The organism is Bacteriovorax sp. HI3, assembly GCF_059738875.1.
In genome coordinates this window covers 2,683,348-2,702,793 of the sequence record NZ_AP026946.1, presented here as the reverse complement: position 1 = coordinate 2,702,793, position 19,446 = coordinate 2,683,348, and the positions used below count along the sequence as shown (strand labels likewise).

At 40.9% G+C, this 19,446-nt stretch carries 16 protein-coding genes; 10 read left to right on the top strand and 6 right to left on the bottom strand.

Translation table 11 applies throughout. The annotated features are described in order from the left end of the window. Positions 1–289 precede the first annotated feature (289 nt). From AC6JA8_RS13345 to AC6JA8_RS13330, 4 genes are read left to right on the top strand one after another with little or no spacing between them, the layout of a single operon-like run. Positions 290–2,137 (top strand): hypothetical protein, encoded by a 1,848-nt coding sequence (locus tag AC6JA8_RS13345; protein ID WP_497974238.1) that lies wholly within the window; start codon positions 290–292, stop codon positions 2,135–2,137. Further along, positions 2,134–2,808 carry a Type 1 glutamine amidotransferase-like domain-containing protein gene (locus AC6JA8_RS13340; RefSeq protein WP_491636920.1) on the top strand — a complete coding sequence of 225 codons (675 nt, stop codon included), beginning with the start codon at positions 2,134–2,136 and terminating at the stop codon, positions 2,806–2,808. The genes AC6JA8_RS13345 and AC6JA8_RS13340 overlap by 4 nt, the downstream gene beginning before the upstream one ends. Before the next feature lie 27 nt (positions 2,809–2,835). Then, positions 2,836–4,482: a protein-glutamine glutaminase family protein gene (locus tag AC6JA8_RS13335; RefSeq protein WP_497974237.1), complete on the top strand. Its 1,647-nt coding sequence runs from the start codon at positions 2,836–2,838 to the stop codon at positions 4,480–4,482. Beyond that, on the top strand, positions 4,482–4,736 hold the full coding sequence (locus AC6JA8_RS13330) for a hypothetical protein (protein WP_497974236.1): 255 nt from the start codon (positions 4,482–4,484) through the stop codon (positions 4,734–4,736). Before AC6JA8_RS13335 ends, AC6JA8_RS13330 begins: the two co-directional genes overlap by 1 nt. Before the next feature lies 1 nt (position 4,737). Here the strand turns inward: AC6JA8_RS13330 and AC6JA8_RS13325 are convergent, their stop codons facing one another. The 3 genes from AC6JA8_RS13325 to AC6JA8_RS13315 are packed head-to-tail and all read right to left on the bottom strand — an operon-like array spanning position 4,738 to position 6,553. Further along, positions 4,738–5,322 (bottom strand): methyltransferase family protein, encoded by a 585-nt coding sequence (locus AC6JA8_RS13325; RefSeq protein WP_497974235.1) that lies wholly within the window; start codon positions 5,320–5,322, stop codon positions 4,738–4,740. Continuing rightward, positions 5,322–5,687, bottom strand: coding sequence for a YbaN family protein (locus AC6JA8_RS13320; RefSeq protein ID WP_497974234.1), 366 nt, complete (start codon positions 5,685–5,687; stop codon positions 5,322–5,324). The genes AC6JA8_RS13325 and AC6JA8_RS13320 overlap by 1 nt, the downstream gene beginning before the upstream one ends. Continuing rightward, positions 5,684–6,553: a LysR family transcriptional regulator gene (locus tag AC6JA8_RS13315; RefSeq protein WP_102244294.1), complete on the bottom strand. Its 870-nt coding sequence runs from the start codon at positions 6,551–6,553 to the stop codon at positions 5,684–5,686. Before AC6JA8_RS13315 ends, AC6JA8_RS13320 begins: the two co-directional genes overlap by 4 nt. A gap of 187 nt (positions 6,554–6,740) precedes the next feature. On the opposite strand from AC6JA8_RS13315, the gene acnA reads away from it, so the two are divergent. The 5 genes from acnA to AC6JA8_RS13290 all read left to right on the top strand — a co-directional run bounded on the left by acnA (position 6,741) and on the right by AC6JA8_RS13290 (position 14,627). Next, the gene (gene acnA / locus AC6JA8_RS13310; RefSeq protein ID WP_497974233.1) at positions 6,741–9,404 is read left to right on the top strand and encodes an aconitate hydratase AcnA; all 2,664 of its coding nucleotides are present in this window, start codon (positions 6,741–6,743) and stop codon (positions 9,402–9,404) included. Positions 9,405–9,555: 151 nt separating this feature from the next. Next, positions 9,556–11,403 carry a S41 family peptidase gene (locus AC6JA8_RS13305; protein ID WP_497974232.1) on the top strand — a complete coding sequence of 616 codons (1,848 nt, stop codon included), beginning with the start codon at positions 9,556–9,558 and terminating at the stop codon, positions 11,401–11,403. A 136-nt stretch (positions 11,404–11,539) separates the two neighbouring features. Further along, entirely contained in the window at positions 11,540–13,723 is a 2,184-nt protein-coding gene (locus AC6JA8_RS13300; protein WP_497974231.1) for a carboxy terminal-processing peptidase, read from the top strand. 4 nt (positions 13,724–13,727) lie between these two features. Continuing rightward, positions 13,728–13,952, top strand: a complete 225-nt coding sequence (locus AC6JA8_RS13295; RefSeq protein WP_497974230.1) for a hypothetical protein — start codon at positions 13,728–13,730, stop codon at positions 13,950–13,952. Positions 13,953–13,985: 33 nt separating this feature from the next. Continuing rightward, positions 13,986–14,627, top strand: a complete 642-nt coding sequence (locus AC6JA8_RS13290) for an RDD family protein (RefSeq protein ID WP_497974229.1) — start codon at positions 13,986–13,988, stop codon at positions 14,625–14,627. 2 nt (positions 14,628–14,629) lie between these two features. On the opposite strand, the gene AC6JA8_RS13285 is transcribed toward AC6JA8_RS13290, so the two are convergent. Next, complete coding sequence (locus AC6JA8_RS13285) at positions 14,630–15,715, bottom strand: type IV pilus twitching motility protein PilT (protein WP_497974228.1); 1,086 nt, start codon at positions 15,713–15,715, stop codon at positions 14,630–14,632. Positions 15,716–15,777: 62 nt separating this feature from the next. Between AC6JA8_RS13285 and AC6JA8_RS13280 the strand changes: the two genes are divergently transcribed. After that, positions 15,778–16,788, top strand: coding sequence for a glycosyltransferase family 9 protein (locus AC6JA8_RS13280; RefSeq protein ID WP_497974227.1), 1,011 nt, complete (start codon positions 15,778–15,780; stop codon positions 16,786–16,788). Here the strand turns inward: AC6JA8_RS13280 and AC6JA8_RS13275 are convergent. Together AC6JA8_RS13275 and AC6JA8_RS13270 are read right to left on the bottom strand one after the other, a co-directional pair. Beyond that, positions 16,739–18,412: an amidohydrolase family protein gene (locus tag AC6JA8_RS13275; protein ID WP_497974226.1), complete on the bottom strand. Its 1,674-nt coding sequence runs from the start codon at positions 18,410–18,412 to the stop codon at positions 16,739–16,741. The two genes, AC6JA8_RS13280 and AC6JA8_RS13275, sit on opposite strands and share 50 nt — an antisense overlap. Beyond that, a complete protein-coding gene (locus tag AC6JA8_RS13270; protein ID WP_497974225.1) occupies positions 18,412–19,446 on the bottom strand; it encodes a DnaJ domain-containing protein in 1,035 nt (344 codons plus the stop codon). The genes AC6JA8_RS13275 and AC6JA8_RS13270 overlap by 1 nt, the downstream gene beginning before the upstream one ends.

The following is a 19,446-nucleotide window of genomic DNA, read 5'->3' as shown; positions in this document are numbered from 1 at the left end:
AGAGATTATTTGACACCCATCCTATCGGTGGATGTGTCGAATATTTCAGTGATTTATTGAAAAAATAAATACTAGAGCAAAATGCTTTATACTATGAGCAGGAGCACTTATTTTTTATAAGCAACTCTCACATGAATTGTTAAGGCCAACTTATTATTCTTCGCTCTAACGTCATTGGAGAGTCCCTAGGAGGCCCATTGGGGCCAGATGTAAGGGAATGTTTTGCCTATGAGAATTTGCCCAGTGAAAATTTATTGGAATTTTTTTTTGGAATCTCTGACAATAAGGTATGGGAAATACAAAATTAAAAGAGTCAAAACCAAGCAAAGACACTAACCCTTACGGAAAATTCAGGGAGATAGACGGAAGTCACCCTCTGAAAAAGAACGTCCCCGAAGCGGTGGTAGAGTATCAGGTGAGGACAAGGCATGGCGGACAAGTGGCCTTCTTCAATTTTGATCTCGCTCGTGAAATCGGACTCATCCCAGAAAATCATCCAAATGAACTCACTAAAGAACTCAAAGAAGAAATCCTAAACACATTCAGTATCGTCATCATAAACGAATACGATATGATGAATAATTTTAATTTCCCGAAAGAAGAAATCAGACCCAACACTTACATGGCCACTCGTTACCTTCAGTTGCAGCACCCGTGCAAGAAGGGGACGACATCGGGAGATGGAAGAAGTATCTGGAACGGGCAAATTTCTAAAGGCACAAGAACATGGGACGTTTCAAGCTGTGGAACGGGAGCAACAAAGCTAAGCCCTGCTTGCAATATCAATAAAAAATTCTATCAAACTGGAGACCCGACGGTTTCTTATGGCTGTGGTTACTCGGAAAAAGATGAAGGACTAAGTTCACTTTTCTTCAGTGAAGTTTTAGCTAAAAACGGACTGGAAACAGAACGCGTTTTAGGGATCATTGAATTTCAAAAAGGGTTAGCAATTAACATTCGCGTGCACGACAATCTTCTTCGTCCATCGCATATGTTTAATCACTTAAAACAAAACAATCTCCCGACACTTAAGAGAATGGTGGATTACTATATTGAACGCCAGACTAAAAACAAAGTCTGGAAGAACGTTCCATCAGATTCAAAAACTATTTACGACTATTTCTTAAATCAAGTGACTGAGACATTTGCTGAAATGGCCGCAAACTTTGAAGACCAGTATATTTTTTGTTGGTTGGATTGGGATGGAGATAACATCCTGATGGATGGGGGAATCATCGACTACGGATCAGTCCGTCAGTTCGGTCTTTACCACCATGAATACCGTTACGATGATGTTCAGCGCTGGTCGACATCAATTAAAGAGCAAAAACAAAAAGCACGCTACATCGTTCAGACGTTTGCTCAGATTGTTGACTACATTAAGAATGAAAAGAAAAAATCAATTGAAGATTATAAAAACCACCACTCGGTTGTGACATTTGATAAACGCTTCTTTGATTATAAAAACAGAAATATCCTAAGAAAAATCGGATACCCGCAAAAGTATGTCGACTTTCTTTTAGAAAACTGCAGAAAAGACGTAGAAGACTTCAGAGAAGACTTCAGCTACTTTGAAATGGCCAAGTCAGTTAAAGGTCCACAAAAAGTACCAGATGGAATTAACTGGAATGCGATCTTCTGTATGCGCGATATCTTAAGAGAGCTTCCGCAAATTTATCTTTCTCGTGGATTGGACGGGAAGGTAAGTGAGGCTGAATTCTTAGACGTGATCAAGTCAAGCTATGCTACGAAGGCCGATTTGAAGCGCTCGTTAAGACGAGACTTAAAAATCAGAAGTTATCAGAAAAATTATATAAAGTTACTTAATAAAGTAGCGGCAAAGTTTAAGACTGCGCCGGAAAAAGTCCTGTTAGACGTGTCTATGCGCTCGTCAGTTATTAACAAGTACGACCGCGTGACTGGAGATTCGATTACAACCATCGTTCAAAAAGTGATGAACCAACGTCCGAAGCTGGGAGCAGAAGAGATCCAGGGAATTTTAAAAGAATTCACTGACTATCAGAACCTGAATCCGGATAAAGACAGAAAGCCTTCTAACTTTGAAAGTGAAAAAGAACAATCGCGCCTGGTAAAAGGCATGCTACAGATCGTACGAGAGTTTAGAGACGGAATATGAAAATAGTTCTCTATTCCGGAGGCGGCGAAAAGGAAAACCAATTCCTTAATAAGCGCGCCCTCGAACTCACTGGTGCTGATGTTCCTAAACTGACATTTATTCCTTCAAGCTCATACGATGCCGAAGAAGACTTTAAGTTCTTTGTTGAAGAGTTCTCAAAGCTCGGCGTTCAGCGTTTTATCCACTTTTGCGTGGATACACCTTTTACTAAAACTCTTTTGAATGAAGTTTTAAAAAGTGACCTGATCTTTTTAGGTGGAGGAAACACTTTTTATTTTTTAAAGCATTTAAAGAAGAACAAAATGTTCGGCCATTTTAAGAAGTTTCTCAAGAGAGGGGGAGTGCTTTGCGGTCTTTCGGCCGGGGCCATTGTCTTGACTCCACACGTGCATACGGCGAGTTTCCCGCATTTTGACCGCGATGAGAACCCTTGGGACATGAAGAACCTCTCGGCCATGAGACTGGTCAACTTTGAGTTTTTTCCTCACTATAAAAACTCCAAGCGCTACGATGCCGAATTAAAACACCATTCTAAGAAGTCAAATTTACCTCTATATGCCTGTGCAGACGGGGGAGGTATCATTATTGAGAAGGATCAACTCTCTTTCTGCGGGAAAAGTCACGTCTTTTTCCAGGGAAAGAAGTTTACCATTTCAAGCTACCTGGGTTAATTCCAGTCCCTTTTTTAGGAAGAAAAAATGAGAAAGCTTTGCGCCGGTTTGTTTGTCATTTGTTATTTCGTTTTGAATGCCGTTGTTCATGGAGCGACAATTGAAATCGAAGGACGAGCACTTGATTGTCCGAAAGATTCAGCAGGTGTTTTTGTTTGCCAGAAAGACGCTGAAAAAATTCTGGTCGTCGATACGGGGTATGGATTTTCTGCAGTTACTAAAAGTGGCAGTAAATATCCCATTGTTAAATTAGTCGATAAAGTTTCAGATGGAACGCGTGTTTTGTTTGAAGCATCTGATTACTTAAGATCAAAAGCTCCTGATTCAAAGGCCAAAAGAATCAGCGACACTAAAGCTGTGATCTCATCGCTTAAAGGCGTGAAGCATCCTCTGGCGCAAGAGCTGGTAGCGGATGCAAAAGAATACTTAAAAAACAATAAGGGTGGGGAAAAAGAACTTAACCTGACGATTGGAAATGAGAAGGAAGCTTACCAGTGCCGCATGGGGGAGACGAGAAAACTCTCTCAAGCAGAAACAAAACTTGATGAATTATACGGCAACGTGAAATGTGAGTATTACTCATGCCAAAAGCCTGGATCGGATGAAAAAGTCCTGGCCTTCCTGCCAACAGAAAATTCTTTCCAAGGTCCTTCTGTCTTAAAGATGAAAGAAGGCCAGGCCCAGCTAGTGGTCGGCGACTTTAAGGCCACTGGAAAAGATGGAGTGACTTATTTAGCAGAAGAAAAGAGCGCAGGGGATGAAGAGCTTTATGATCCACGTCTTTTAAAAGCGGATATTGATCCCTCTTTAATGGTTCCTTCAAAGTATGAAGCGAGTAAGTCGAGTTTTAACTACCTGACAAACCTGAGTGAAAATAATTTTACGGCCGATGCTGAAGGGCTTTGCAGTAGCAACGACATTAAAGACCTCTTTTCTCTGCAAAAGAAAATTGGAAAAGAGATGAGAGATCATCTCTCTGAAGCCGAGCTGGTGGAATACTTAAAAATGGTTGACGGGAGCATTAGCTCTTATTACGTCGATAAGAAAAAAGGGCAATCTCTTGGATGCTTATACCAAGGGAAAATTATCGATAACAGCGTTATTCAAAACTTTGATCACTTAAAAGACATCTCGATTCCAAAACCTGTCACAAAGTATTTAACAGAAGAAGAAGTGCAAAAACTTTTCACTGACGCCAAGAATATGAAAGATATTCCTTTTGGCTACAAATACGATGGTTGTTACGCTCGCGCACACATCATGTCTCGCCGATTTGAGCAAATGGGAATTGCCGCTCAAAAAGTCTGGATTAAAGGGGATTTAAAAGTTCCTGGGACAGATATTGAGTGGAACTATCACGTTGCCCCAGTTGTCGAAGTTAAAAAGAAAGATGGGACAATTGAAAAATATGTTATCGATCCTTCGTTAACTGAGAAGGCCGTGACTGTTGATCAATGGGTTGCCAAAATGGACAGAGGTTATAAAGGTCCGATCATGAAAACGACTTATCCTTTTCCTTTAAACGGTGGAAGTTTTGATCGCACAGTTGTGGCGATCTCATCAAGTGAGCCCTTTGCGCCAATGGATATGCCCATTACAGAAGAGCAAAAAATGGGGCATGCGACTCAGGTCTTAAAAGAATTTTCTGAAGTTTTAGCGAGTAGAGGTAAATAATGAAACTAACAACTCTTTTTTGCTTTCTATTTGCGGCAAACGTTCAGGCGATGACACTGACAAAAGATTTTGTGACCACAAGATTAAAATACAACGACACCAAAAAAGTTTACGATGTCGATTTTTTAAACCAGGCCGGGGTTTATAAAGCTGATGATAAAGACTTTTCGTGCCTGCAAGGCTCACTAAAAAGTAAAAAACCAGTGAAGGTGACCTTTGATCCAATGGGATTAAAGATTACCGACTGTAAATAATCTAGAGCCAGCGTCTGACTTTATTTTTGTATTCGGCGTAAGAAGCCCCATGCATTTTTTCTAAGTACTCTTCTTCTAAACGCGTTTGGATTTGCATTAAGATGTGGGCGATTAAAAACACTACAAGCGACCAGACGTTAGGAAGGACCATAAAAAAACCTAAAAGACTCCCATGCATTCCCAAATAAATCGGGTTGCGTGAGTAATTAAAGAAGCCCTCGTGAACGAGCTCCGTCTTTTTTTCGTAATCAATTCCAATTCTCCAGGAATTGGCCATTTGCATTTGAGCAACCATCACCCAAAGAAGTGAGACGGCCATAATGATCAGCCCCAAATAAAATACGCTTGGCGGAAGATCCAGGGGAATAAGTCTTGGAAGTCTCTCTTCATTAAAAAGATAAAGAAGCGCTGGGAATCCTGCAGCGAGGATAACAACTTTAAAAAGTTTCCCAATATAGTCGTGGGCACTGTCAGTATTTTTAAACGTGATGGCCAAAATCTTTTGTTGTCTCCAGACACGAACTGTCGGCAGAACTAAACAGAAGAGAATAAAAAAGATGAAATAAAGAACAAGGAAGATTTTCATTATTTTGCCTTCGAAGGACGACTCCAGATAAAAACCAGCACGGCCAAAAGAACAGAAGAGGCCAGGATCTTTATCCATAGGTCAATATTAAGTTTTGGGAAACGCCAGCCAATCACAAGTAGAATCATGATTGTTGCCAGCCATTTTGCCTTGATGCCAATGACTCCACTTTGCTGCCAGTCTTTTAGGGGAGGACCTAAGTATTTATGCTCGAGCATCCACATGTGTAAACGCGCACTCGATTTAGAATAGAAGAAAGCGGCCAAGAGTAAAAAAGGCGTCGTCGGAAGAACCGGCAAAAAGGCACCGATAATTCCCAGAGCGAGGCTTAGATGGCCTAATAAAAGATACGTGATTTTCTTCATGAGTCTATATCGTCGAAATACTCAGTAATGTTAGTTTTTAATTCGTTATAAAACGGCGTGAAAATTTCCAGTTGAGCGATGGTTTTTCTGGTCACCAGCGAAATGGGACGGTTCACTTTGAGTGTTTTATAATGATTCTTTTTTATATGAAGTTCTTTACAAAGGCCAAGGGGAATAAGCCCGTTGCCCAGGCCAACTTTGGCCATTTGATAGACAGCGAGGAAAGACTCAACGTAAATGACCGAATTAGAAAAGAGGTGCGGGTACTCTTTTTTGACTGTAGGTCCAATACTCTTCCAGGTAGCTGAGTTTTCTTCAATCGTAATAAGCGGAAGATTTTTATTGGGCTTATTTTTATTTTCTGCATGTAACAGTGCCAGAGGTTCATCGACTAAATGAAAACTGGCCAGGTCTTTTCGCATATCGTTTGAAGTACAGATTCCCAATTGGTATTTTCCAAGTGTCACGTTTTCTAAAAGCATCAAACTTCGGTGGACGTGGATATCGAGACGGAGATTTTTAAAAGAGCGCAAAGTTTGATTAATAACTTTTGGTCCAAAACTTCCAGCGATAGAGTCGGAGAGCGCCAGAGAGAATTGAGAAATGTGGGAGCTTTTAGTTTCTGGTGCGATGGAGAGATTTTTAAGTTCTAATAAAAGTGGCTTTGCCTTACTCAAAAATTGCAGCGCTTCCGGTGTGAGCTTAAGACGTCTGCCATCGGGCTCAACTAGTTTCATATCCAACTCAACTTGTAGGGCATGGATCCTTTTACTCACTGCAGACTGAGTCAATCGCAGTGCCAAAGCTGCCTGACTGACAGTTTCGTGTTTTTCCAGGGCAATAAGGGCTTCAATTCCGTCTAACATATTCCTAATTCTACTATATTTTATTCAATTTATTCAATTTTTTCTTGTATATAATGACGCTAGAATGAGTTCGAGACAGCAAACACATGGAATTTCTCATAATGGAGGGAAATTCCCTCGTGACGAGCTTTTTTATAAAGATTATACTAGGCCTACAAAACATTTAATCTCACACAAAGGAGACACCATGAGCAAGGTGAAAAAAACACTACAGGTTGGTTCTAAGAACTACGCTTACTATTCACTGAAAGAAGCAAAAAACTTAGGTCTAACAGACATCGACAAACTTCCAAAGTCACTAAAAGTTTTATTAGAGAACTTACTTCGCCATGAAAACGGCAAAGACGTTACATTCGAAGACGCAAAAGCGATCAACGAGTGGGCAAAAACTCAAAAATCTGACCGCGAAATTGCTTACTATCCTGCGCGCGTTTTAATGCAAGACTTTACTGGAGTTCCAGCAGTTGTCGATTTAGCAGCGATGAGAGAAGCGATGAAAAAAATTGGTGGAGATCCAAAAAAGATCAACCCACTTATTCCAGTAGATTTAGTTATCGATCACTCGGTAGCAGTAGATTTCTTCGGGAAATCTGATTCATTTGATAAAAACGTTGCTCTTGAATACGAAAGAAACAAAGAGCGCTATACATTCCTTAAATGGGGACAAAAAGCATTTAAAAACTTCCGCGTAGTTCCTCCAGGAACAGGGATCTGTCACCAGGTTAACCTTGAATACCTTGCTCAAGGTGTTTGGACTAAAACTGAAAATGGTGAAACAACAGCATACCCAGATACATGTGTTGGGACAGACTCACACACAACTATGATTAACGGTCTTGCCGTTCTAGGATGGGGTGTTGGTGGTATTGAAGCTGAAGCGGCAATGCTTGGACAATCAGTCACAATGACTGTTCCAGAAGTTGTTGGTTTCAAGCTAACAGGAAAAATCAACGAAGGCATCACTGCGACAGATATCGTTTTAACTGTCACTCAAATGTTGCGTAAGCACGGTGTAGTAGAGAAGTTCGTTGAATTCTACGGGCCGGGAGTAAAAGCTCTCACTCTTGCAGACAGAGCAACAATCGCCAACATGGCACCGGAATACGGAGCGACATGTGGATTCTTCCCAATCGACGAAAAGACAATTGATTATTTAAAATTCACTGGAAGATCTGCTGACCAGGTAGCTCTAGTTGAAGCCTACGCAAAAGAGCAAGGCCTATGGCTACATGAAGGTGACGCTGATCCAGTGTTCACTTCAACTCTTGAGCTAGACCTTTCAAAAGTAGTAGCTTCTCTATCTGGACCAAAACGTCCTCAAGATAAGATCGAGCTTACAGCTGCTAGCGATGCATTCGGAAAAGAACTTGTTGGTGCTTTCAAAGTTGATCCAGCTCAAGTGAACAACGAATACGCAGTTGAAGGCGCAGACTATAAACTTAAGCATGGTGCTGTAGCAATCGCTACAATCACATCATGCACGAACACTTCAAACCCATCAGTTATGATTGCTGCTGGTCTTGTGGCGAAAAAAGCAAGAGCTCTAGGGCTTAAGTCTCAGCCATGGGTTAAAACAGCTCTTTCTCCTGGGTCTAAAGTTGTAACAGACTACCTTGTTGAGTCTGGACTTCAACAATCTCTTGATGAATTAGGATTCACACTGACAGGATACGGATGTATGTCTTGTATCGGGAACTCTGGACCACTTCCAGAAAATATCTCTAAGTCAGTTAACACAAACAACCTGGTTGTGACGTCAGTTCTTTCTGGTAACAGAAACTTCGAAGGTCGTATCAACCCAGACGTAAAAGCTAACTACCTGGCTTCACCTCCGCTAGTTATCGCTTACGCTCTTGCTGGTAACATCAACATTAACATCTCAAAAGATCCAATCGGAAAAGGTGCTAATGGACAAGATGTTTACCTAAAAGACATCTGGCCTTCTCACGAAGAAATCAACACTATCCTTAACGGAAAACTTACAAGTGCAATGTTCAAGAAGCGTTATGAAAACGTTTTTGAAGGGGACGCTCACTGGCAAGCAATCAAGACGACAGAAGGAGATTTCTTCTCTTGGGAACCAGATTCAACTTACATCAGAAACCCAACTTTCTTTGAAGACATCACTGGTGGAAAAATCAACACAATTAAAGTTGATAACGCTCGCATCCTGGCACTTTTTGGTGACTCGATTACGACTGACCACATTTCTCCAGCTGGTAACATCAAAAAAGCTTCTCCAGCAGGGGCTTACTTAACTGAAAAAGGTGTATCAGTTGCTGACTTCAACTCTTATGGATCACGTCGTGGTAACCATGAAGTAATGATGAGAGGAACATTTGCTAACATCCGTATTAAAAACGAGACAGCACCAGGAACTGAAGGTGGCGTAACAAAATACGTACCAAATGGTGAAGTGATGCCGATTTACGATGCAGCAATGAAGTACATCGAAACAAAAACTCCACTTGTGGTTATCGCTGGTAAAGAATACGGAACAGGATCTTCACGTGACTGGGCAGCTAAAGGAACATTCCTTCAAGGTGTAAAAGCAGTAGTGACAGAATCTTTTGAACGTATCCACAGATCTAACCTGATTGGTATGGGCGTTCTTCCGCTGGTATTTGAAGCGGGGACAGATAGAAAAACTCTTGGCCTGGTAGGTAACGAGACAATCTCTCTAAACCCACAAGGAGAGTTTAGACCAGGTATGAAGTATGAAATGACAATCACAAGAGCTAACGGCGAAGTGGTTAAAACAATGCTTACTTCACGTGTGGACACTGCTGATGAATTAAACTACATCACAAACGGCGGTATCCTTCAGTACGTACTACGTAATTTAAAGTAGCCAAAACAGCTTTAACTAGCTGGAAATGAGAAGGGGGTGTCTAATGTTTAGACACCCCCTTTTTTATTTATCCTGTAAGAATTTCTCTTTCCCCCATAGGTCTTCCTTAAAAAGTTAGAATCAAGCATTCACTGGACCCAAAGGAGACACCATGTTTAAGACATCAGCATTGTCAGTTTTACTTATGACTTCGTTTTTATCAGCGGCGCCTGCACAGGCCGGATTGATGGATTTATTTAATCCTGGAAAGATCCAGTCAGCTGCAGTTAAAGATGTTTATTCAGGTGTGAAGTTCACTTACCTTGATACAGAAGACAGACTTTTAATTGTTAATAGCTTCCTAAAGACAGTTGAACTTGAATACGCCCTTCTGCCACTTAAAGCAGAAAGAATCGGACTAGACTTTAAAAAAGTAAAAGCAGAAGCGATCGCTGCCGAAGAAGCTGCGGGCTCAATTACGCTTTCAGCTGCTGATAGAAAAGACCCGGTTTTAAAAGATAAGATTGCTGAGCTTCAGGCCGTAGCGAATATGGATTTCCTGGATAGAATGCAGCTTTTAGTTGCTAAGTTTGAAGATACTCACTTTGGTATTAACGAAACAATCTCAAGACCATTCATCTATAACGGTATCAGACTTTTTAGAGTTCAAGGAAAAGTGGTTATCGGATCGATTGAGCCAAAGTTTATTTCAATGGTTCAGAAACTTTCTGGAGCTGATTTATCAGGTCTGAGAGTGGGTGATGAAGTTCTCTCTATCGACGGAGTGTCTGTTGAAGATAAAGTTAAAGAACTAAAAGCTTACATCGCCGGAAGTTCGGATGAGTTCAGAGACTCACAAGCTGTGCGTTCATTAACACTTAGAAATTTTAAATATGAAAAGAAAAACTATATCAACATTAGATTAAAGAGTGCAGGATTCTTAAAACTTCCAGTATTCGTTAATAACCCGACTCAAGAGACAGTAAGACCTGATGCTCGTGCCTTTATGAAACTCTTTAACATTCCATCAGACACTGCTGCGATTGGAATTTCATTTGATAGAGCAACAAATAAGTGGACTGATTCTGGTCTGGCCTTTGAAGGTTATTCAGTAAGAAAAATCCAGAGCAATATTAAAGGTCTGACAGAGTACACTGATGATGGTGGAAGTGTAGGGCTTAGAACAGGTTATTATATCAATAAAGGAAAGACGTACGGGTACATGCAACTTATGACCTTTGCGACGAAAAATTTTAAGTCAGGAAACACAACTCAGTCTTTCCTAGATACGATTAGAAACTTTATTATCGAATTAAAAGAAAATGAACTGCCACTTATTTTTGACCTTCGTTCAAACGGTGGTGGTAACGGTAATTTCCCATCAGCTGTTTTATCAATGCTGGCCGAAGAAGGAGTGGTGTACCCGGGAGCTACTTCAGGGATGAGAATCACTCACTATATGCGTCAGCTACAAGAACCATTTATGCACCAAATGGTTAACGCTGAAAACGAAAACACAATCCTGACAGGAGATGAGTTCAACGCCATGTTTGAAGATGCGATTGACAACCGTCTGGATTATTCGCCAATGTACGCTTCTGACCCGACTCCATTTGATGCCAAAGTAAAAGGCTTCAGTAATAAGATTGTGGCCCTGGTAACGGCCGACTGTATTAGTGCGTGTGACAAAATGTCTTTCCTACTAAAGTCGTCAAAAAGAGCGACTATCATTGGAACACATAGCAATGGTACAGGAGCAGGGTATTTATCAACTTCTGAGTTAAACACAGAGTGGACGGACCCTCTAAGAGTGCTATCTAGCCGAGTTCCAAACTACCTGTTTGGTTTACCTGGTAAGTCTTTTGACATCAACATCTTCGAAGCTGACAGCGTTTCAAAAATGTGTACGGAAAACATGCCAACACAGGCCGACGTGGCATACTCGAACACAATGGTTGATATCACAAGAAACAACCTTGGTTGGTTACAGAAAGCTGCTCAGGTTCTTGAAGAAAAATAGTTAACATCTAAGATCGGATACTCTCGGTAGGCCCAGACACAGGCCTACCGAGCAATTTTTTCTTTTGACTCCTCCTCTATAAGTTGGGGTATCATTGATTGATAGACTTTAGGTCCTATACAATCTTGGAGAAAAAATGAAACGTCTGTGTCTCGCATTGGTGCTTTTACTTTCTTTTAACGCGTTCTCGCAGGCGAAAGATCCAAGAGATCCGAGGCGCGAAAAGCTCATCGGTAACATTCTTAAAAATGCACTTGAAACATACCACTACCGTGGAATCAAAATTAATGACGAAGTTTCTCAAAAAGCTTTCCAGCAATATTTAAAAAAGATTGATGGTTCAAAACAATTCCTGACAAAAGGGGATATTAAAGAGCTTGAAGCTTATCAGTTCCAGATGGACGATGAGATGGTAAGTGGCGACTACGTTTTAATTGAAAAAGCGGGTGCTGTTTTAAAGAAGAGAATTGCTCTTGCAGAAGCACTAAGAAAAGAAGTGTTCAAGAAACAATTTGATTTTAACGGAAGTGAGACGCTGGAACTAGACCCGGAGAAAAGAGACTGGGTTAACGATGAATCAAAATTAAAAGCTAATTGGGAAATTGTTTTTAAACAAGCGACTCTTAACAAATACCTTTCATTAATTGACGAGCAAACAGAAAAGCCAACTCCAAAAGGAGCGAAGGCCTCAACTAAGCCAGTTAAGAAAATGAAAGCAGAAAAGAAACTAACAGATGCTGAAATGAGAGCAAAGGCGCACGAATCAGTTTCTAAAAGATTCCAGAAAATTTTTGAGCGTCTAGCTGCTCTAGACAGAGACGATCAACTGGATAACTTCTATAACTCAATCTCAGCAGTTTTTGACCCACACACAAACTACCTTCCAGCAAAGAAGAAAGAAGACTTCGATATCGATATCACAGGGAAACTTGAAGGAATCGGTGCCGTTCTTCAAGAAGATGGATCGTTCATTAAGGTTGTTCAGATCGTTCCTGGTGGACCAGCTTGGAGAGGCAAAGAACTTGAAGCAGACGATATTATTCTTTCAGTTGCTCAAGGAAATAAAGAAAGTGTAGACCTGACAGATATGAAAGTGGACGATGCTGTTCGCTATATTCGTGGTAAAAAAGGAACTGAAGTTCGTCTGACAATTAAGAAAGTAGACGGGACAAGAAAGATCATTTCAATCATCCGCGATGAAATTGAAGTAGCTGCTTCATTTGCAAAATCTTCAGTGATTCAAATGAAAGACACTGACGTAAAAGTTGGTTATATCCAGCTTCCAAAATTCTACCGTGACTTTGAAAATGCAAAGATCAACTGTACAGATGACGTAAGAAAAGAAATTGAAAGACTTAAAAAAGCTAAAGTAGACGCCATCATCCTTGACCTAAGAAACAATGGAGGGGGAGCTTTAGAAGATGCTCGTTTAATGTCAGGACTATTCCTGGAAAAAGGACCGATCGTACAAGTTAAAAACCACATGGGGCAAATTGAAGTTCTGGAAGATGATGACCCAAGTGTAAGTTACGATGGACCGTTAGTTGTTCTTCAAAACCGTTTCTCAGCTTCAGCTTCAGAAATTCTAGCGGGAGCTATGCAGGATTACGGACGTGCGGTTATTGTTGGTGGGGATTACTCTCACGGAAAAGGAACTGTTCAAGCTGTTTTAGATTTAAACCGTGGGCCATTAGTTTCAATTTTTGGTGAGACAATGGGTGCCCTTAAAGTAACAATCCAGAAGTTCTACCGTGTAACAGGAGCTTCGACTCAGTATAAAGGAATTACACCAGATTTGATTCTTCCGGATATTTTCAGTTACGTAGAAAGCCGTGAAAAAGACCTGGAGTATTCACTTCCATGGGATCAGATTCAGGCAAAGCCATTTACAAAATGGACGAAGTTTTCTTATAACCTTCCAGACCTAAAATCGAAAAGTGCTGCAAGAGTAAAAGCTAATCCTCGTTTTGCTAAGATCAACCGCAATGTTGATTACTTAAACAAGAAAAAGAAAGAGACAATCGTTTCTCTTAACCTGAAAAAAGTTCAGGAAGAAGAAGTGGCCAACAAGAAAATGGCCGAAGAGCTTAAGCTTGAAGAGGAAAACAAAAACTTACTTGTAACAAATTTTGAAGACTCACTAAAAGCTCACGAAAACATCCGTCCGGGCGATATGAAAAAATGGTCAAAGGACTTTGAGCAAAGAAAAGAAGAGTGGGTTAAGACTCTAAGACAAGATGTTGTTTTAGAAGAAGGTGTGATGATCGCTGGAGACATCGTGAAGTCACTAAGAGTAAAGAGTACAGTTTCTTCAAAGTAAAATTATGCTAGATAATCGCGAAGTAAATGCTATTTTAGAAAAATTAGAAAATCTCGATGACGAAACCCTGGCCGTTGAACTCCTTAAGGAGTTCAACGCTGCCTCTGGGAAATTAGGAAAACTGCTTCTGAACCTGGACAAGTCCCTTGCTCATGATGAGTGGAAGGCGGAGTGCGATAAGGCGCAGAAAGACTTGGACAACATTGTAAAACGAATTAACGATTTATAAGATTTTTGCGAATTAAGAGAAAGGAAGCTTTTAATGAGTGATAAGAAGGGCAGTTCGAGCACAAAACTTGGTTCCACTTGTATGCCTGAAGGGCGCACAAGCATTGTTAAAAAACCCGTCCATGGTGAAAAACTTATTCTGGATGAACCAAGTGTCAAAACCAAAACCCGCACAGAGCACTACCAGGAACTTTCTAAAAACGATAAGGCCAAAGATGAAGAGGACTTTTACGATTTCTCTTCTCCTATCCAGCGCGGCCTGGGTCTGGCGATAGATGCCGTTTTTTTATTTGGGCTCTATAAACTGATCTTGAAGCTCTCTCCAGTTGAAGTCAAAATTATCAATTATTTTCTGGATAAATATAAGTTGCAGTTTATGTTTGGCGAGGCCGCTTTATTAAAAGTAGTTCTCGTTGCAAGCCTTGGTTTTGCTTTAATTCTTGCAGTGGTGATTCCTGCGGCCTTTTTTAATTCAAGCCTTGGAAAAAAATTGACCAAACAGAGAATCAGAGGGGACGAGAAATACACGCTTTCGATCTCTCAAGCGTTTTGCCGTGAGCTTATCTGGAAGCCTTTAAGCATTGCCTGCGTCGTTGGGTTTGTGCTGCCGTTCTTTGATAAAAAGAAGAAATCGCTTCACGATAAAATTTCGGGGACGTTTATTATTCGCGACTAGCTCTATTCCACAATCAACTTTTGAATGAAGTCCGCCTGTGATGAAACTGCATCCAGCGCCACTTCTTTTTCAATGAATCCTTTCTGGTAAAGGAACATGATATGCTGATCGAAAGTCTGCCCGCCGTTTGTCGATTTTCCTTGTCCCTGAGAGATAATGTGCGGGATGCGGTTTAAATCGTCTTTGCCACTGATACAATCGCGGATACCAGGTGAAGTCACCATGATTTCTTGAGCAATGACTACGCGTCCGTTAACCCCGGGAAGCATGCGCTGTCCGATGATAGCGTAGAGGTTTTCGGCAAGTCTCTTTCTCACTTCTGGTTGCTCGTGAGTTGGAAACATGGAAATGATTCGGCCAATAGTTGTCACAGTGTTTGTAGTATGGAGAGTAGAGAAGACGATGTGTCCTGTTTCCGCAGCTTTTAAAGCGATATTAGCGGTAATAGGGTCGCGCATTTCTCCAATTGAGATAACGTCAGGGTCCTGTCTTAAAGCTGCCCTTAGGCCTGAAGCGAAGTCCTCAGTGTCGCGTCCCACTTCACGCTGGGAGATGCGGGCCTTTTTCTGAGGGTGCATATATTCAATCGGGTCTTCAATCGTCACGATGTGAGAGGCGCGGTTTTCATTGATATGATCAATCATTGCCGCCAGAGTGGTACTTTTTCCGGAACCAGTGGCACCAGTTACCAGGATTAGGCCGCGTTTTTGAAGAGCGATTCTTCCCAGTGTTCTTGGCATATCCAGTTCAGTGAGGTTGGGAACTTTAGTGTTGATAACACGAAGAACGATCCCAATATTTCCAAAATAACTGAAGATGTTGTAGCGCAGACGACACAAGTCAGGGATAGCAAACGCCCCGTCTAGTTCGGCCTTGGCACTAAAGTGATTATCGATATTCTGATCAGAGACCAGGATTTTAACGATGTCTTTGACGTCGTTAGGGGTAAATATTTTTGTTTGAACCGGGATGAGTTCCCCTCGGATTCTTAAACATGGGACTTCGTCCGTTCTGATGTGAATGTCACTGGCCTTGTGTTGGATGGCCACTGAAATCAGTGAAGCGAGGTTTTTTAATGTAAAGGCCATGGGTTTTCGTGTTTCCAATATCGTTTTCCAATATGAGTAATCTAGTTTATTATCATAGGAGAATGAAAATAAAGAAAGTTCTAATTATTCGCTTTTCCAGCTTTGGTGACATTGTTCAATGCTCGTCAGTTGTTGAATTAATTCGTCAGAAATTTCCTGACGCCAAGATTGATTGGGTGACGCGAAGTGATTTTGATTACCTGGTAAAACTTAACCACGACATCAATCACGTGTGGTCATTTAATAAGAAAGCAGGATTTAAAGGGCTTATTGAATTGGGATTTAAGTTGCGAAAAGAAAGTTATGACTGCGTCTACGATGCTCACAACAATCTTCGCTCATCTGTTCTTTCATTTATTTTGCGATCGACCTTTCCTTCGCCTTACTGGGTGACGAGATCAAAAGATCGCTTGAAGCGCATTCTGCTTTTTACTTTTAGAATCAATTTGTTTCCCAAACCGTTTAAAGGAATTCATTCATACGAAGCTCCTTTAATTAAGTGGGGGATCACTCCTCATACAGACCCAAAACTAGTGACGTGGGATTTTAACCCTCAGGCCCTAGAAAAAGTTTCTCCTTATATCCAAGGTAAAAAAAGCATTGTACTGGTTCCTTCAGCGGCATGGGAAATGAAGAGATGGCCTTTGGATCACTGGAAAAAACTAATTCAAGTCATGCCCGAAGCAGACTTTGTTGTCTTGGGTGGAAAAGAAGATCATTTCTGTGAAGACTTAAAAAAGGTCGCGCCAGAAAGAGTCGAAAACCTTGCTGGAAAATTATCATTAGTGGAAAGCTGTGCTCTTATTTCGCGCTCTGAATTGGTAATTTCAGCAGACACCGGGCTTTTGCACGTAGCAGATGTTTTAGGGATTAAAGCACTTTCATTAATGGGCCCGACTGCATTTGGTTTTACAACCGGCCCACAAATCAAAACGTTAGAAATTGATCTTCCCTGCAGACCGTGCACAAAAGACGGACGTGGAAGCTGCTCTCAACAAGTCTACCAGCGCTGTATGGTGGAGATTACTCCTGAGAAGGTCGCTGATGAAGCGCGCCTTCTGACCCGCGGATAGTCTTTCTCATTTCCCACAACAAATGACTGATATACGGTCTTCTGGTTTCTTTAGTGGCAACCATAAGAAGCTTTGTAATTTTTAAACTCGTTGGGTTTGAGTAAAGCAGGATCAAGAGTTCCTGGATATAGTTGGTTGAAAGGGTGATGTAGTTATCTGTTCCAATCCCCAGTGATACGCCTTTTTTCTCCCACCATGAAAATGGGTGGTCTTTATAATCAGGGAAGGCACCAGTTAGTTTTAAGTTGGAAGAGGGAAGCGCAACTAACGATACTTTTTTATTGATCATGCGGTTTAAAACATCGTGCTGGTAATGCTCGATTTCTCTGGCCGTGTGGAATTTTGTTTTTAAGAATTTGATCTGCTCTTTTTGTGTGAGCTTTTCACCTTTGACGATTTTGTCGCGGACTTCTTCATCCTGCCATTCCATGTCCATGATTTCATCGTATTCAAAACTCTTGGGGTCAAGAGGCTTTTGATTCTGATTCATTTCCATGATTCTTTGGAAGAGTCTATGGAAGTAGTAATTCGGGTTGATCCCTAAACTTAAACCGTGCTCAAGTGTATCGATGTGCCAGATGTTTAAAGCATTGTCGACTGCCTGAACTCCCAGTCTTAAAATTTTCCATGTTTCTCCATGGTGGGATCTGATCCTGAAGCCTTGGTACTGAAGTCTTCTAAGACCTGATTTCATTTCCATGAAATGTTTTTTTCTATAAAGTTCTCGCTCATCTCCTACAGTGTCGACTTCACTTAAAACTTCTTTTAAGAAAGGGTATTTTTTTAAGATGTCGAGAATGCTCACAACTTGTTCGTCAAAATGTTCTTTTTTAGAGTCGTAAGAATTCTGGTCAAAGAAGTTACTTTCTTTTCTAAAACTAGGAGAGAGGATGAAATTAAAAAATGGTTTTTCGGCCTTAAACTTCATGAAGCCTTCATAAAGTCCAAGGACAACATCATCTTCAGTCAGGTTTTCAAGACCTGGGATTTGTTCATCGCTGATTCCCGTGCTGCGAGAAAGTGTGAACTTTAGCCTGATTTTTCCAACGTTATATTTATCATAAAGCTCTGAGGCCATATGATAAGCGGCTTCAACGTGGGCCTCTTTCGTTGTCAGGATTAGTTTTGAAAGATAAAGGATCTTGAGGTAAGTCTTAAACTGTTCGCCTTCTTTAAGCCTGATTAGGCGGTCTACATCACCAACAGAAGTAACAGGGATAGAGTCTTCACCGTAGACTTGTTTGATTTTATCTTCATAGAGTTTTTTATCCGGCCCATCGAGGAGTTTTTTGAGTCTCGGGTAGATAAATTCCGCAGAAAGGGATCCGGTTAAATGGATATGCTCTTCATGGTAAGAGAGAGGGAATTCCTTAAAGAAGCCAAAAAAAGCTTCAGAGAAGGGATGTGAGAGGATAGTTGAAATGTCCACTTCATTGTTATGAAAGCCGGCAATGAGTTTTCTAAACTCTTGCAGAGACTTCTCTACAAGCGGGTTACACTTTAATTCCGGGTGATAGGCCAGAAGCTCTAAAGTGTCGCTAATGGTGATCCCGTTGGTTTCGCTGATGATATCAATCAAGGCGTTTTTAATTTCATTGATGATTTTTTCTTTTTTCGCAAACATTATTTCTTCCTGCTGGTAAGAATCAAATCATAGGCTTCTTGGATATGATTGAATTTGCTCAGGGCCTTTTTTTCCAGCTCCTTCGGCAGATTCATCTGTCCGATCTTGTCCGGATGGCGGGCCATGGCGATTTTTTTATAAGTTTTTTTGATGTCTTCAAGTTCAGAGTCTTCATCTATTTTTAAAATGGCATAAGCCGTCTCTAGATCTTTTTTGTGCTGCAGTTTTGGCAATGGAGTCATGATGTCGGCATAACTTAAAAAGAGCGACATCTCTTCAAAAAAGAGTGAAGGGTTTTTGGCCCACATGTTGGCCTCTTTGGTAATAATTAAGTCAACAGCCTCTTTAATTGTCTCTTCTGAGAATTGTCCTAAAATAGGAGACTCGGAAAACAAGCGATCGTCTTTTACTTTGGATTTGATAGTAAAAAGAACCTTAAGCTGTAAGGCCAGCATAAATTCATGTGTTGAGACGTGACACTTTTTGGCCACTCGTTCAATCAGAGTTAAGTCTTTAGTTCTGATTTCTTCAATCATCATTAACACTAACATCAGGACAGAAAAATAGTTTTTAATGGCCTCAGGATTTTTTTGGTTATCCACAGTCAGGAAACGGGCATAATTTCTTTTTTCGGCCAGCATGATAAAAGCGTTCACTTTACTTTCGGCCAGTGTGTAGCCGTAGTGACGGGTAATATCGTTTTGGATTTTTTTAGAAAAATCGCCGCCGCCCCAGCGGGTTTCTTTATAAAGTGCTTCAACTTCTTTTGTCGGTGGAGGTAGAGGAGATGAGCTCTCCTGTGAAGAGTGAGAGGTTTCGTGATGATTGTTTGATCTCTCTGCTAAGCCATACTGAGCACGCAGTCTTTCTTTTTGCCTGCGGATCATACTGTCGATATCGTTGTCGGGTTCATACTGGCCAGGAATCTTTCTTTTTATGGCCTCAAAAAAGACGGGAAGAACGATCTTTACAAACATGAAAAGAACGATGACACCAAGAACGACTCGAATGATAATTTCTTTATTAAGAGGCAT